Genomic DNA, 15861 nt, shown 5'->3' with positions numbered 1-15861 from the left:
TGTGATAAAAATGTTGTTTATTTTGGGTGAATTTATGGCTGAGCAGAAAATAGATAAACGTATAATCCGGACAAAAAGTTTAATCCATAATGCATTTTTAACATTACTTGCTGAGAAGGAGTATAAACATATCACCGTACAGGATATTTTAAATACTGCAGATATTAATCGGACAACATTTTATAAACATTATAAGAGTAAGCAGGGTTTAGCATCAGAATTGATGAATAACTTTAAAAAAGAGTTTTTGGTTCCTGTTTCTGTACAACGATTTAACTATAGTGCTCGAGAGTTTATCTATGGCGTTAGCCCTATGGTAAAGGTGTATAGACCATTAATTAAATTATTTTTAAAAATACAAACGCCAGAGATGAATTTTGTACAAGAATTACAGAAGATTGCTAAAACTCAATATATCGAACACGTAAGGTCAAAAACCGGAAAAACAGAGCAAGAGTTAGATTTCCAAGCACATATGTTTGCTACGCTAGCGGTAGAATTCTTGAGATATTGTTTATTGAATGATGTGGACATATCCTCTAAGCAACATGATGAGATGCTAGAAATGTTTAAGTACACTATGCTTTAAACAGTATGACATACTCTGTTTAATCTATTTTTAGCTTGATAGATTTTTTGTTTAGATTATAAATTATTGATTTTTTGAGTATAAACCTACACATCACAATCAAAAAAAGTTGTCAGTAATAAAAATCCCTGCTTTGGTTATGAAGCAGGGATTATGAGAAGCTATTACCCAAGAGTTATGGTTTAACTCGTGCGGCTTGCATCTCTTCAGGAGACATCTCAATTTTGACTTCAAGTACTTCTAATGAGTCCTGTTTGTCTAGATTGACTTTAATATCTTCAGGGTTGATTTTAATATACTTAGAAATGACTTCAATCAGTTCTCTTTGTAACTGAGGTAGAAAATCAGGAGCTGAGTCAACTTGACGATCACGCACAAGGATTAATTTGAGACGATCTTTGGCGACCTCATTACTCTTTTTCTTCTCACCTAGTAAGAAATTTAAGAAAGACATGCTTAATTAACCTCCAAATAGTTTTTTGAAGAATCCAGGTTTTACATATTCAGTAAAGCGTAAAGGAACTTCTTTGCCTAAGTAACGATCAACCAAGTCAGCATAAGCCTGTGCAACATCAGTCTCTTTCATGTGAATAGCAGGAACCCCCGTATTTGATGCTTGTAAAACATCTTGTGATTCTGGTGTTACCCCAATTAGATTGATATGTAAAATATCGTTGATATCGTTAATTGAAAGCATTTCACCGTCTTCTACGCGTTTTGGATTATAGCGAGTTACTACTAAGAAAGTTTTTACGGGTTCACCACCTTCTTGAGCCCGTTTTGTTTTCGCTTGTAAGATACCAAGAATTCGATCTGAGTCACGTACAGAAGATACTTCAGGATTTGTGACAACAAGAGCATCATCAGCAAAATGTAGAGCCATTAACGCCCCAGTTTCAATACCTGCAGGTGAGTCACAGACAATATACTCAAAGCCCATTTCTTTGAGTTCATTAATAACACGCTCTACGCCCTCAATGGTGAGTGCTTCTTTATCACGAGTTTGGGAAGCGGGTAGGATATAAAGATTTTCTAAATTTTTATCTTTAATTATGAGCTTGGTTGAGTGTAGCCTCTTTTTGAATGACATTGACAAAGTCATAAACAACACGACGCTCGCAACCCATAATCAAGTCTAGGTTACGTAAACCAACATCAAAGTCGATAACAACCGTTTTATGACCTCTCATGGCTAAGCCTGATGCAAAGCTAGCACTTGTCGTGGTTTTACCTACACCACCTTTTCCAGAAGTAACAACAATTACGCGTGACATGAAGTTTTCCTATTTATAAAAATATTACTGTTCAATCTTAAAGCAAAAATCACTTTTATAGGGTAAAAAAGTGATGATAGATGAAAACTAATTATTAAGATTTAATTAAATTAAAAGATAAAGTATCGTTTTGAAGACTAATCATTGTTGGTTTTTTATGGGTATCAGGTGCAATATCTCCATCAAATAGACGATAAATGCCAGCTATAGCCACTAATTGTGGATCAAGTGAAATGGTGAAAATTCTAGCACTTGTATCACCTTTAGCGCCAGCAATTGCTCTACCTAATAAGCTACCATAAATATGAATGTTGCCGTCAGCAATAACTTCGGCACCATGTCCTACATTACCGATAACGATTAAATCGCTATTAGCCGCATAAATACGTTCACCGGAACGTAACTGTCTATCAACAACCAAACTTGCTTGTGCGTCAGTATTTGTCGGTGTTGTCGATACAGGCTGGCTAACCTGTGGTTTATCTTGAGATGAGGGTGTTTGTTGAGCAGCAGGTTTGCTATCAACAACAACGGTCTTATCAGATTTTTGGTGATTACTTAATTCAATATGTGCAAATCCTTCAGCTAATACGGTAGGCAGAAGACGCTCATTGGCATAGATGCCAAGCACATTAAGCTTGTATTGCTCAAGTACATCCACAAGCTTACGCCAAGGGAGTGGTTGGACAATACCATAGGCATCAATGACCAAAGATTCACCTTCGAATAGGCTACCAGAGTCTTGCATTTTTTGATGAATAGTTTTGACAATACCACTAAAATCTGTGGTTTTTAAGACCAAACGAAGACTAGAAATATTGGTACTTTTAAATTCTAAAATATGTGATGTATCAGACATGTTATACCCATGTATCACGTAAAGTAACGCTACGATTAAGAATTGGTTTTTCAGGTGTTGAGTCAGGATCTACAATAAAGTAACCTAAACGCTCAAACTGCCATTGATTGCCAGGTGTCAGATCTAATCCAGGCTCTAACCAGGCACTCACTTGTTTTAGTGAATTGGGGTTGAGGTAGTCTAGGAAATTTTTGTTACCACTGTCTGGAGATGGGTCAGTGAAGAGTCTATCATAAAGATTAACTGTTGCTGAGGTTGCGTATTTTGTACTAACCCATGTGATATTGCCTTTTACTTTGACACTATCAGATCCTGGTGTCCCACTCTTCGTGTCTGGGATATATTCTACATGTACTTCCGTGACTTCGCCTTGGTCATTTTTGATGCAACCAGTACATTTCACTACATAGGCATATTTCAAACGTACCATATTGCCAGGGAATAGACGGAAATATTTCTTTTGAGGGACTTCCTGGAAGTCATCTCGTTCAATCCATAACTCACGAGTTAATGGGAACTCTCGTTTACCTAATTCAGGGTTGTGAGGATTAATAGTCGCAAAGCAAGCCTCTTCATGATTTTCGGGAAGATTGGTAATAACTAATTTAATTGGATCTAGAACAGCTACCGCACGTGGGGCGACAGGGTCAAGAACATCGCGTAGAGCTTGCTCTAATTCACTATAATCAATATTAGAGTCAGATTTTGAAACACCTAGACGTTCAATAAATAGACGTAGGGCCGTAGGTGTGTAACCTCGTCGTCTTAAACCTACTAAGGTTGGCATACGAGGGTCGTCCCAGCCGTTGACTAGTCCTTCGGTCACTAATTGTAGTAGCTTACGTTTACTTGTCACAATATGCTTAACTTTTAGACGGGAAAACTCATATTGTTTAGGTAAGGGCTGTTTTAATAAACCTAATTCAACTAATTTTTCTAGTAACCAATCATAGAATGGTCTTTGGTCTTCAAATTCAAGTGTACAGATACTGTGAGTAATCCCTTCTAATGCATCCTCAATCGGATGGGCGTAAGTGTACATTGGATAGATTGGCCATTTATTGCCAGTGCGGTGATGTTCAGCATGACGAATACGATAAATAACAGGATCACGTAAGTTAATATTAGGTGATTGCATATTAATCTTAGCGCGTAATGCCATGCTACCATTTGGATGTTTGCCTTCTCGCATCTCTTGGAATAGCTTTAAAGATTCCTCAATAGGACGATTACGATAGGGAGAATCAGTACCAGGCTCAGTCAATGTACCACGATTTTGACGCATCTCTTCTGGGCTTTGTTCGTCAATGTAGGCATCACCGCTTTTAATTAAAGCAATGGCAAACTCATACATATAGTCGAAATAATCACTGGCAAAATAAAGGTTGTTGTAATTCTTTTCTTCATTTTTCCAATCAAACCCTAACCATTTGACGCTATCTTTGATAGAGTCAACGTATTCTTGGTCTTCTTTTTCGGGATTGGTGTCATCAAAGCGTAAATGACAAACACCACCATAATCTCTAGCTAAACCAAAATTAATAATAATGCTTTTGGCATGACCAATATGCAAATAACCGTTAGGTTCGGGTGGAAAACGTGTACGAATGCGAGCAGAATCCTTCGGCCCTTGTTCTTGAATTTTAGCTGGGCCTGGAACGCCCGCCCAACGTTTGCCTTGAAAGCGCTCAGCACTTAAATCATTTTCAATAATAGTACGTAAAAAATTAGAAACGGGTGTTTCAGTATTATGACTTGTCATTCGATATATAAGAGAAAAATTGTGGGTAAATACACATAATATATGCGCTTATTATAATATATGTTGAGAGGTGCTTATTGACTTAATGCTTGTTTGCAGCGATTAAAGGGAGCTCAATCTCAACCAATAAGCCCCCGGAACTATGGCTACCTAATGTTAGTTTACCGTGATGAGCCTGGACAATGTTATCCACCAATGCAAGACCTAGACCGACACTTCCTGTTTTGGTACGAGCGGAGTCTAAACGAGAGAATGCTCTTAAGGCTTCTTCTCTTCGATCTGCAGGTATTCCATTACCGTGATCTGCAACTGAGATTTTAGCAAATTGATGATGCTTACTTAAGGAAATTTCCACTGGTGGTTTGCCGTGCTTAAGGGCATTGCTGATAAGGTTATCCAATAGTCTGCCTAATGCCAAGGTATCGCCTGAAATAAACACAGGGTGTTTAGTGTTACTTGTTAGCATAACGTCAGAACTAGCACTCCATGCATGTGCACGTTCATCAATCCAATTAGTAAGGTTGATCGGTTCAAAACGATAACGAGTAGGATCGGCTCCACGAACATAGGAAATAAATTGTTCAACAATGTTTTGCATTTCTTGTACATCGTTGCTCATTCCGCTCTGTAATACTTGATCATCACACATTTCAAGGCGTAACTTCATGCGTGCTAGCGGCCCTTTAAGGTCATGAGGTAAGCCTGCTAACAAGGTTTGTTGTACTGTTTTAGCTTGCTCCAGCGATGATAGCATGGCATTAAAACGTTCTCCCAAGATACGTGTTTCAGATGGGCCTGAAGGAGTCACTTTACGGAAGTCTCCTTTAGCCAAATAGTCAGTAGATTGGCTCAATAAATGCAAAGGTTTAGTAATGCGCCAAGCAAAGTAACCAGCAAATACTAATAATAGAGTGGTCATGGTTAACCAAGCCAAGAAGAAAATACCATTTTTATCAGGTTCTATATTTGCAACTGGGATAACTAACCATTCACGTATCACCGTATCATTAAATGGATTGTATTCAGGTAATAGTGATAGAAAGAGTAAGGGAGTCTTTTTTTCTTCTTATGAGACTGATACGTGTTCCATCATCTAGCTTTCTATTAATGCTACTAATGAGTTTTTGAATATCTTGTCTAAGAGCTGATTTAACAGGCGTTTCGGTGACTTTTTTATCAGAAAAACGCGAAAAAGTCGCAGGATTTAAGTGCCTATAGATATGTTCTTTTAAATGAGGAAAAATTTGATCTAACGCATGAGGAGGAGGGGGACGATTTGATGGTAAATCATCTAGGTCATCCTCTTCATCATCATCTCGACGGATGGAAAAAATAGGTCCCCCACTTTTTGGGGTTTCTATAGTTCTAAGCTGCCATTTACCTTCGGACGCATCGTGAATAAAGGCTGCTCGCATGTCTGGAGGGATATTGGTAATCGCATTGCGAATAATTTTAATCGTAGTCGTGATTTGTCCAGAGACAACATCCTCCATGACTTTTTCTTTTATGTAGTTCCCTGCATAAAAAACCGCACTCTGTACTAAGATAATAGTGCCAAACATCATTAACAAGATTTGAGCGCGGATACTTAAAAGAAAATTCTTAAGATTATTCATACCTTAGGCATTTGGTGAAAAACGGTATCCAATTCCCCATACTGTTTGAATCCATCTAGGATCTTTAGGATCATCTTCTAATGCACGGCGTAAACGCAAAATGGCAATATCAATAGCTCGATCATTGCGTTCGCCCTCATCATCATCACGTGCTAACGCTAATAGTTTTTCACGAGAAAGAGGTTTACTAGGGTTTTTAACAAATGCTTCTAGTAGGTTAATTTCCCCTCCCGTCAATTTGACTACGGTATCACCCTTAAGTAATTGACGTTTGGCGGGATCAAATGTAAACGGACCGAAATGAATAGGAACCTCTTTAACAAGACTAGAAGGACCTTTTTTGCGACGTAAAACGGTCTCAATACGTGCCAATAATTCACGAGGATCGAAAGGCTTACCGATATAGTCATCAGCGCCCGATTCAAGACCGATGATACGATCAGCGGTTTCGTCACGTCCTGTTAATAAAATAATAGGAATATCTTCATTGTGAGCACGTAGATTACGGCAAGCTTCAACACCGTCACCACTTGGTAACATACGATCAAGGACAATTAAGTCAGGCGTGAACTTGGTGATACGCTGGAAAAGATCATTACAGTCATCAACTAGCAAGGTATCATAGCCATGACGGTTAAGATACTGAGCTAGTAATTGGCGTAAGTCTGGGTCGTCATCAACGACCATAATTTTAGTCAGTGGTTTATTATTCATAGTGCTTCCATCATAACAAATAAAACCTATAAATTTAATAACAGGAAATCATCTGAAATTAATTTGCTGGAGCTGTTGTTGTCTCCGTTGTCGTAGTACCAGCTTCTGCTGGTCTCACCTCGAAAGTACGTGAACCTAATACTTTACGAGTTTGAGTATTAATTACTTTAACTTCAACAGCATTAGGTGTTAAGGTTTTTTTGGTAAGTTCTACTTTGCCTTGAAGTCGGACATATTCATTGGCAGTGATATTGATTGGTTGAATATGATCAAAACCTTTATTGCCATTTTTATAGCGACCCGTAGCTAGAACTTCTACACGAGCAGGAACGTTAGGAGAAGATAAATCTGATTTTGTGAGTATTAACTCATACGATAACTGTCCTATTTCTCCTTGGAAATTACCAATACGAATACCAATAGGATTGTTTGATGGGTCAGGGGGGAGGTTTTTAAGCACTTCCTCCATATTTACCCCTGAAGTGCCTTCTTTAATAGGGGTAATAGGATTTAAGCTGGGGTCATTGTTTACAGCCACGGCAGAATTTTCTGTTTGTGTTGTAGTTACTGGGCTTAGTTGTTTGATAGTATCGCGAGCCTGACTAAGTGCTTGTTGTGAGTCAGATAGTTGTTGCTGTAATGAACTTTTTTCTTGATTTAATTGACTGATCGTTGAGTTTAGGCGATTGGACTCCTCAATACTAAGACGAGGAGGTCCGTAATTGGTTTGTAAAAACCAAAAACCACCGCCACCGATGATGACACCCGCTAAAAAAGTTATTAACCATCGTGGCATACGGCGATTGCGGCGAGTATTACCGTAGACAGAAGGATTAAAAACCACTTGTTTATTTGAAGAACCAAACATATAAAACCTTTAAATTATTATTTTACCCTAGTAGAAACTATTCAGAAAGGACTATTTTAAAGTCCTTAATTCCTTATCTAATTGTGCCAATCGTTCTGGTGTGCCAACATCCGTCCATTTTCCTTTGTAATGTTGTCCAAAGACACTATTATTTGCCATGGCTTCTCTTAATAGAGGTGCTAATTTGGCTATTTTTCCTTTTTCGATATGCATAAATAGTGAGGGATGGTAGACGCCAATACCTGAAAATGTTAACTTTGGAACACCTTCGTCATAGACTTTACCAAAACTATTTATGTGAAAATCACCCTCAGGGTTGTGCATAGGATTATCTACCATCAACAACCAAGCTTTTTCTGGATGATTTTCGATATGTGTTACTTTTTCCATTGCCTCTAAAGGACTCCAATCACACCAAATATCGCCATTGATGACTAAAAAGGGTTGTGAGCCTAACAAAGGAAGGGCATTAGCAATACCTCCTGCTGTCTCTAATCCAGTCTCACCTTCAGCGGAATATTCAATATTGACATTAAATTGAGAGCCATCGCCCAGTATTTCTGGGAGTTTATAGCCCAACCAAGCATGGTTAATCACAATATCACTAATCCCAGCACTGGCAAGACGTTCGATATGCCAAACAATCAGTGGTTTCCCTCCGACTTCAAGCAAAGGTTTGGGTAGGGTATCTGTTAAAGGACGCATTCTTTCGCCTCGTCCAGCAGCGAGAATCATGGCTTGAATCAAAATGTGTACCCCACTTTTGCTTCTATATTGTCCAGCTTATCAAGTAAACGAACTAGAGGTTTGAAACTATTATAACGATTGGCGACTTGTCTAACATAAGTATTCATGCGAGGCATATGGTTTAAATAGTGTTTTTTATTATCGCGTAGAGCTAAACGAGCAAATACGCCTAGGATACGCAAATTACGCTGCAACCCCATAAATTCATAGTCAACATGAAAGTCAGCAAAATCAGCAGGTACAGGTAATTCCTGAGCTTTTGCCATTTCCCAGTAACGAATTGCCCAATCTAATTGTTGAGGTTCTTCCCAAGTTGTACGAGCATCCATCACAAGAGAAACAACGTCATATGAGATTGGACCTAACAACGCATCTTGAAAGTCAATAATACCAGGATTTGGACCGTGTAAATTTGGATCACATAGCATGAGATTTGGAGAGTGATAATCACGGTGGACAAACACTTTTGCTTGTTTGGTATTATGCTCTACTAATAGATTAAAAATACTCGCTAGTTGATTTTTTTCATCATCGGATAGTGTCATCTGATGGTAGTGATTGATATACCACTCAGGAAAAACAGTGAGTTCAGTCATGAGACGTTCTGCATCGTAAGCAGGTAAGTCACTGGCGTCAACCTTTTGCATAGTGACCATGGCGGCGATAGCATCGCGATAAATCGTTTGTAACTCTTTATCTTCAATAGGGGATTGTAAGCGTTGGTAGTAGGTTTGGTTACCTAAATCATTAAGAATAAGAAATCCATCAGTTAGATTTTGTTCTAAAATTTTTGGGCAATTAAGTCCGATAGCCGATAATTTGTTTGCAATTTGAATAAATGGTTTGCAATCCTCATGTACAGGCGGTGCATCCATAATAATCAGTGTGCCAGTGTCGGTATCTATACGGAAATAACGACGAAAACTAGCGTCACTTGAGGCAGGACGTAAGCTATCAATATGGAGATGATACTTTTCAGATAGAGTAGAAAGCCAGCTTTTTAGTAAATCTAGACGAGGGTCAATAAGGGTAGTCATAAAACTATTTTATAATGGCGTATAAATTGAATAAAATGATTAAATTAATTAATTGCTATTTTAGACGTGAAAATCCTTTTTGTCTTAGATAGAAAATAAAATTATGAGTTTTTAATAATTCTTTATTTGGAATTTGTGTTGTGCGAAAAAAATTGACCTTATCGTTTCTAATGTTTTTGCCTGTAGTGAGTTCATATGCTGAACAAGTAACTACATTTGGCATCGCAAATAATAATGGTCTGCGCTTGCAAGAAAGCTCGCGCCTACAACTAATCAAACAAGATAAAAATAATCAGACAACGTTTACGGATAGTGAAACGTTTAAAGTTACTAATAACAATAATAAAATTATTTTAACTGGAGGTGCTCAAGTACGTCGTCCAGATGCTATTTTAAAAGGGGAACGCATTACTTATGATCGATTGACAGGAGAGGTTGTTTCAGAAGGTAATGCGCGGTTGATTCGTGATGGGTCAAGAGTAGTGGGAGAAGGCTTAAAATATAATGTGGATAAAAAAACAGGTGAGATTAATTCTCCTGTTTATCGTATTTTAAGTGGTGGTGTAGGTGAAGCAAGATTTGCCGAAATTGTAGATGAAAATCACTTGAGAATGGATGATGCTATCTATTCTGGTTGTAGTTGCGATAATAAGTTATGGTATATCAAGTCACCAGAAGTTAATATCTACGATGATGAAAATGAAGGGATAGCAAAGGACGGTACGCTTTATATTAAAGGAGTGCCTGTATTTTGGTCGCCCCACTTAGAATTTACGATTAAAAAAGAGCGTAAAACAGGATGGTTATTTCCCACATTTTCTATGACATCAAGGTCTGGGTTCGGTTGGAACTTACCATTTTTCTGGAATATTGCGCCTAATTATGATGTAACACTCACGCCATCGTATTATAGTAAACGTGGTTTTATGCTAGGTGGGGAATTTCGTTATTTAAGACCATCATTTAGTGGGCAATTATCTGGAACGTATATGCCTTCTGATAGTAAATTACACCGAAACAGATGGTCAATTAATTGGACACATAGACAAAAATTAGGTGAATTTGCTGGATTAAATTTTGGTTTAACGGCAAATTATTCAGGCGTATCGGATAGTGATTATTATCGTGATTTTAGTGCTGTTGCAATTAATCGCGCTCAAGAAACATTTTTGGATAAGAATATTACCTTGTCTTTTGGTGGTTATAACTATTGGTCGGGCTATTTGAGTGTACAGAAATATCAATCATTGCACGATCTAACCGATCCAGATAATCCTATTTATTATTATCAGTACGAAAGAGTGCCAGAGCTTTCGTTGAAAGGTGAACGTTATGATTGGGGTGGATTTGATGTGACCACACAAGCTACTGTTACACGTTTTGTTCATCCAACACATGAGAAGTATTATCGTGCCTCTTGGAATCCTAACTATGATTTTGGAGGTCACTACAAAGCGGATGGAGTAAGGTATGTCTCTTATACGCAAGTGAGTTATCCTATTATTAGACCTGGTTGGTATATTACACCAAAGATTGGCCTACATGCTTCACATTACACGACAGATTGGTATACACAATATACCTATCCTAATGGTACTCCTTTTATTCGAAGCCAAGCAGGAACGCAGTACAAAAATCAATCTCGAGTCTTACCTATTATGTCTTTAGATACAGGAATGACATTTGAACGTAAAACGACGTTATTTGGTAAGCCTCGTACTCAAACACTAGAGCCACGCATCTATTATCTGTACATTCCTTATAGATATCAGTCAGATATTCCTATTTATGATACTAGTGTGAGTAACTTTAATTTTGGTACTGCTTTTAGTGAAAATAGATATGTGGGGGGGTGGGATCGTATTAATGATGCCAATCAAGTGACATTGGGATTGACCTCACGCTGGTTGGATGAAGACACAGGCAAGGAGCGCATGGCAATTCAAGTCGCACAGAAATTCTATTTTACGAAACCCCGAGTATTCTTGGGTGGGTATGATTATATTGATACACAGCGTGTTAGAGAACGATATGCGGAGAAGAGTCGCTCTGAGTTCTTAGCGAATATGTCAGTTGCACTCACAGACACATTGAATACCGAGGTAGGAGCTCAATTGGATACCTATGATAATCGTTTAGCTCAGACATATGCTTCATTGCGTTGGTTTCCTAAAAACTTTACTTCTTTATCATTGACTTATCGCTATCAACGAGAGCCTTATTTGATTGAGGGAACAGATCAACAGTATAGTTATCAACTTAATGGTAAGGAAAATATTAGTATTGCTGGTCAGTGGCCGGTTACGGATAAATATTATCTCGTAGGGAGGCATGATTATTCTCTTTACGAAAAACGTTCAACGCAATCTATCATTGGGTTAGAATATCACGATAAATGCTGTACAACAGCTAGGGTTGTTTTCCAGCGGTATGCTGTCTCTAAGACAAAATCAAATTCTGCAGTATTTTTACAAGTAGAATTAAATGGACTAGGTGGTATTGGCTCAGATCCATTGAGTGTCTTAAGAAATAGCATCCCAGGATATCAGAATGTTAAAACCCCTGAAACGGTTAAATCACCATTTGAAAGGTATGAATAAAAATGCAATTTAATAATACTTGGTTAAGAATTGCCTTAATGGCAATACCAGGTTTTTTTCTAAGCTCTCCAGAAGTTTTGGCTAAAAAAAACCATTCTACTAAACAGGTTCATAGCAATAAGCAAGGACAAGGTAATTTTGTTGATGGTATTGCTGCTATTGTAGATACAGATGTGATTACACAAAGAGAGTTAAATAATCGTATGACAGCGATGAGGGTGTCGGGTAATCAAGCAACGCCAGAGCAAGTACTATCATTATTGATAGATGAACATCTTATGAATGCTCATGCTGATCAAATGAATATTAAGATATCCAATCAGCAGCTTGAGCAAGGTCTGCAATCAATCGCAAAAGATAATAATTTGACTGTTGAGCAATTGAAGCAAGCAGCTAAGCAGCATGGTATCAATTGGGATGAGTACGTGGCTAACATAAAACAACAAATGAAAATGGAAGAGCTTCGTTCTCAGGTTGTGCGTGCACGTGTGAATGTGACAGAACGAGATGTTGATGCATTTTTAATTCAGCATCCAACAGGGCTATATGCTGATTATAAGAAACCTGTCGCCTATGAGCCGCGCTACGAAAAACGCCAAGTTGTTGAAAGAAGTTTTGATGCAAAAGCGATAGCTTTCCAACATATTTATATTCGAGTCCCTGACGGTTCAAGTGCTGAGGTTGTAGAGGCAGCACGTAAAAAAGCCAATGAAGCATTATCTAAGATTCGTGGTGGTCAAAGTTTTGCAAGTGTTGCTCGCCAATACTCAGACGCTCCAGAAGCATCGCAAGGTGGTAATCTAGGTATTCGGATGAATGAGGATTGGCCGGCTTTGTTTATGAGTGTATCTAAAAAAGTGAGGGATGGTAGTACGACAGGAGTGTTTAAAGCACCGAATGGTTTTCATATCCTGAAAGTATTAGAACGACGTGGCGTAATTAATGAAACACGCCGTGTAGTGAGTGTTCGTTTACCTGATCCACCACAACCTCAATTAACACCAAGAGAACAAGCCGCTAAACAGGCAGGTCCTGTTAATGTGACAGAGTCTAATGTGCGTCATATTTTAGTACGTATTACGCCTGTGTTTTCTGATGCTCAAGCCAAAGCTCGTATTGATGAGATTGCCGCTAAACTTAATGCTGGCGAGCCTTTTGCAGATGTTGCTCTGAAATATTCTCAAGATTCTTCTGCATCACTTGGAGGGGATATTGGTTGGATTTCACCAGGACAAGCAGACCCAGCGTTTGAGCAAGCCGTGGCAAATTTACAGCCAGGACAAATTAGTGCACCAGTTCGTAGTCAGTTTGGTTGGCATATTATTGAAGTATTAGATCGCCGCACTGAGGATAAACAAGCCAGTATTCGTCGAGACTTGGCACATGAAACATTGTATCAAGAACAAGCAGAAAATGTGCTGAGGGATTGGGTGCAACAACTTAGATCACAAGCATATATCGATAATCGCTTAACGGGTGAAAAAACGACTCGCTAATATGGCACATATTGCACGTAAACGATTTGGTCAGCATTTTTTGACTGACCAAAGTATTCCTGACAATATTATCCGTTCACTTAATTTGAGTGAGGATGATACTGTTGTGGAAATTGGTCCAGGGCTTTCAGCGTTAACATTACCATTGCTTGAGAAATTAAACCATCTCACTGTTATTGAAATCGATAGGGATTTGGCTTTTCGATTACGTAATACGTATAGTCCCAAGAAATTAACCGTGATTGAGGCAGATGCGTTAACGGTGGATTTTAATCAGTTCGAGCAAGGGGTTCGTATTGTGGGTAATTTACCTTACAATATTTCTAGTCCTTTATTGTTTCATTTAATGGGAGCTGCTGATAAGGTTAGAGATCAACATTTTATGCTACAAAAAGAAGTGATTGATCGTATGGTAGCAGAACCAGGTAGTGCAGATTATGGACGACTGTCTGTGATGTTACAGACACGCTATAAAATGTACTCATTATTTGACGTGCCTCCTGAATGTTTCGATCCACCTCCGAAAGTAATGTCATCTGTAGTCAGAATGATTCCACTTAGTGAGGATAGGCCTATCGCCAAAGACGAGAAATTATTTGCTCAATTAGTTAGTCAGGCATTTGCCCAACGACGTAAAATGCTAAGAGGAAGTCTAAAGGCATGGCAAATTGATTGGACTGGTTTAGGTATCCCAGAGACTGCAAGGGCAGAAGAGTTAAGCGTATTAGACTTTATTCGTATCGCTGATTTTTGTGTGGATCATAAATTGGAACACTAGAATCTCTAGGTTACATTAATAGCTAGGATAGTTAATAAAAAAGCAACGAAATTTCGTTGCTTTTTTATCATGTATAACTCAAAGGTTATAAGCTTACAGCATGGCTAACAAATACGAGTAAGTTCATAATTGGTCTAGTCTAGAGTAATACTAGACTTAATAGCCATACCGTAATAATACCGGCAATACCTTGAACAAGGGTTGCTAGCGTTTGAGCTTGATAAGCTGTGGCTACTTTCATACGACTAAACTGACTAACTACCCAGAAGAAGCTATCGTTAGCATGTGAGACAGTCATTGCGCCAGCACCAATAGCCATTACTGTGAGAACACGACCCATTTCAGAATCAAGTCCTAATTGACCTAACATAGGTGCAACTAAGGCAGAGGTGGTAACTAGGGCTACTGTAGTAGATCCTTGAGCTGTTTTTAGTGCTGCAGCTACGATAAATGGCATAAAAATACCAATGCCTAATGCGGATAAGGTTTCGCCTAAATAAGCACCTAAAGGGGTTGCTTTTAAAATGGCACCAAAAGCACCACCAGCGCCCGTAATTAATAAAATCGGTGCAGCATGAATAATCCCTTCAGTCACCACTTTATTAAATTCATCAGCTTTTGAGCTACTTTTTAATAAGAAGAATGAAGAAATTAAGCCTGCGATGAGGGCTACTACAGGTTGACCTAAGAATGCTAATATTTGTGCAAGAATACCTGTTCCTAGTGGTTTGCTTGGGAAGGCAACGATAGAGCCTAAACAAATTAATAAGATAGGTAAAAGAATTGGTGTGAATGCTTTGCTAGCACTGGGTAATTCACCATAACTTTGGCGTAATTCAGCTGTTTTTTCTAATTGTTCTGCTTGAATTTCGGGGAGTAGTTCGATGTCTTTGTTCATAAAACGATTAGCCCACCATAACCCTGCTAGAGCAGTGACTAATGCTACGACTAAACCAACGATAATAACTAAGCCCAAATTGTTTTCCAAGCCAAGATTACCTGCTGCTGCAATTGGGCCTGGTGTGGGAGGAACAAATGTATGAGAAGCATAAAGACCAGTCGCTAAAGCAACACTCATTGCCACTAAAGATACTTTCATTTGTTTGGCTAATGCTTCTTTAAGTGAGTTTAAAATGACAAAGCCAGAGTCGCAAAATACTGGGATAGAGACCAGATAACCAATAATCGAGATGGTTAATGTTGGGAAACGTTTCCCCATAATTTTAATGACTGTTTCTGCCAAGGTAATAGCTGCACCAGTGCGTTCAAGAATAACACCTATAATGGTACCAATAGCAATAACAATACCAATACTCCCCAATAAACCACCAAAGCCTGTAGTAATAAGCTTGACGATTTCCTTAGTTGGAACACCATAAGCAAAGCCCGCAATAAAAGCGGCTGCTAGTAAGGCAAGAAAAGGGTGTAGTTTAAGTTTTGTCGTGGCAAGCACAATAAAGGCAATCAATGCCACCAGAATAAGAATTAAAACCATAAAAGTCTTTCCTTTGGTAAATAAAA

General features: G+C 38.5%; 14 protein-coding genes and 1 pseudogene. 4 read left to right on the top strand and 11 right to left on the bottom strand.

Going from position 1 to position 15861, the window contains the following annotated elements:
* The first annotated feature begins 34 nt into the window (after positions 1-34).
* Positions 35-589 (top strand): TetR/AcrR family transcriptional regulator, encoded by a 555-nt coding sequence (locus tag V757_RS0114385; RefSeq protein WP_052019353.1) that lies wholly within the window; start codon positions 35-37, stop codon positions 587-589.
* A gap of 175 nt (positions 590-764) precedes the next feature.
* Here V757_RS0114385 and minE read toward each other — a convergent pair whose 3' ends face one another.
* The 10 genes and pseudogenes from minE to V757_RS22850 form a co-directional block, all read right to left on the bottom strand.
* Positions 765-1043, bottom strand: a complete 279-nt coding sequence (gene minE / locus V757_RS22890; RefSeq protein WP_023951538.1) for a cell division topological specificity factor MinE — start codon at positions 1041-1043, stop codon at positions 765-767.
* Between the two features lie 6 nt (positions 1044-1049).
* Positions 1050-1863, bottom strand: a pseudogene (gene minD / locus V757_RS22885) (septum site-determining protein MinD).
* 94 nt (positions 1864-1957) lie between these two features.
* Entirely contained in the window at positions 1958-2722 is a 765-nt protein-coding gene (gene minC, locus V757_RS22880; protein ID WP_023951535.1) for a septum site-determining protein MinC, read from the bottom strand.
* 1 nt (position 2723) lies between these two features.
* Positions 2724-4484, bottom strand: a complete 1761-nt coding sequence (locus V757_RS22875) for a glutamine--tRNA ligase/YqeY domain fusion protein (protein WP_023951533.1) — start codon at positions 4482-4484, stop codon at positions 2724-2726.
* An 82-nt stretch (positions 4485-4566) separates the two neighbouring features.
* On the bottom strand, positions 4567-5484 hold the full coding sequence (locus V757_RS29330; protein WP_245587013.1) for an ATP-binding protein: 918 nt from the start codon (positions 5482-5484) through the stop codon (positions 4567-4569).
* Between the two features lie 22 nt (positions 5485-5506).
* Complete coding sequence (locus V757_RS29325; protein ID WP_245587012.1) at positions 5507-5977, bottom strand: hypothetical protein; 471 nt, start codon at positions 5975-5977, stop codon at positions 5507-5509.
* Positions 5978-6103: 126 nt separating this feature from the next.
* Entirely contained in the window at positions 6104-6814 is a 711-nt protein-coding gene (locus tag V757_RS22865; protein ID WP_023951531.1) for a response regulator, read from the bottom strand.
* Positions 6815-6872: 58 nt separating this feature from the next.
* Complete coding sequence (locus V757_RS22860) at positions 6873-7682, bottom strand: hypothetical protein (RefSeq protein ID WP_023951529.1); 810 nt, start codon at positions 7680-7682, stop codon at positions 6873-6875.
* 51 nt (positions 7683-7733) lie between these two features.
* On the bottom strand, positions 7734-8426 hold the full coding sequence (gene murU / locus V757_RS22855; RefSeq protein WP_031274675.1) for an N-acetylmuramate alpha-1-phosphate uridylyltransferase MurU: 693 nt from the start codon (positions 8424-8426) through the stop codon (positions 7734-7736).
* Positions 8426-9466 carry an aminoglycoside phosphotransferase family protein gene (locus tag V757_RS22850; RefSeq protein ID WP_023951525.1) on the bottom strand — a complete coding sequence of 347 codons (1041 nt, stop codon included), beginning with the start codon at positions 9464-9466 and terminating at the stop codon, positions 8426-8428. The genes murU and V757_RS22850 overlap by 1 nt, the downstream gene beginning before the upstream one ends.
* Positions 9467-9606: 140 nt before the next feature.
* Here V757_RS22850 and V757_RS22845 point away from each other — a divergent pair, with 140 nt between their 5' ends.
* Genes V757_RS22845 through rsmA form a run of 3 tightly spaced genes read left to right on the top strand, consistent with a single transcriptional unit; the run spans position 9607 to position 14340 of the window.
* Positions 9607-12066, top strand: coding sequence for an LPS-assembly protein LptD (locus V757_RS22845; RefSeq protein ID WP_023951523.1), 2460 nt, complete (start codon positions 9607-9609; stop codon positions 12064-12066).
* A gap of 2 nt (positions 12067-12068) precedes the next feature.
* Positions 12069-13562, top strand: a complete 1494-nt coding sequence (locus tag V757_RS22840; protein ID WP_023951521.1) for a peptidylprolyl isomerase — start codon at positions 12069-12071, stop codon at positions 13560-13562.
* 1 nt (position 13563) lies between these two features.
* Positions 13564-14340, top strand: a complete 777-nt coding sequence (gene rsmA, locus V757_RS22835; RefSeq protein ID WP_023951518.1) for a 16S rRNA (adenine(1518)-N(6)/adenine(1519)-N(6))-dimethyltransferase RsmA — start codon at positions 13564-13566, stop codon at positions 14338-14340.
* Between the two features lie 139 nt (positions 14341-14479).
* Here the strand turns inward: rsmA and V757_RS22830 are convergent, their stop codons facing one another.
* Positions 14480-15835: a GntP family permease gene (locus tag V757_RS22830; RefSeq protein ID WP_023951515.1), complete on the bottom strand. Its 1356-nt coding sequence runs from the start codon at positions 15833-15835 to the stop codon at positions 14480-14482.
* Positions 15836-15861 lie beyond the last annotated feature (26 nt).

It is taken from the genome of Pelistega indica, from assembly GCF_000506865.1.
GTDB lineage: Bacteria > Pseudomonadota > Gammaproteobacteria > Burkholderiales > Burkholderiaceae_B > Taylorella > Taylorella indica.
This window is presented reverse-complemented; position numbering and strand designations above follow the sequence as displayed.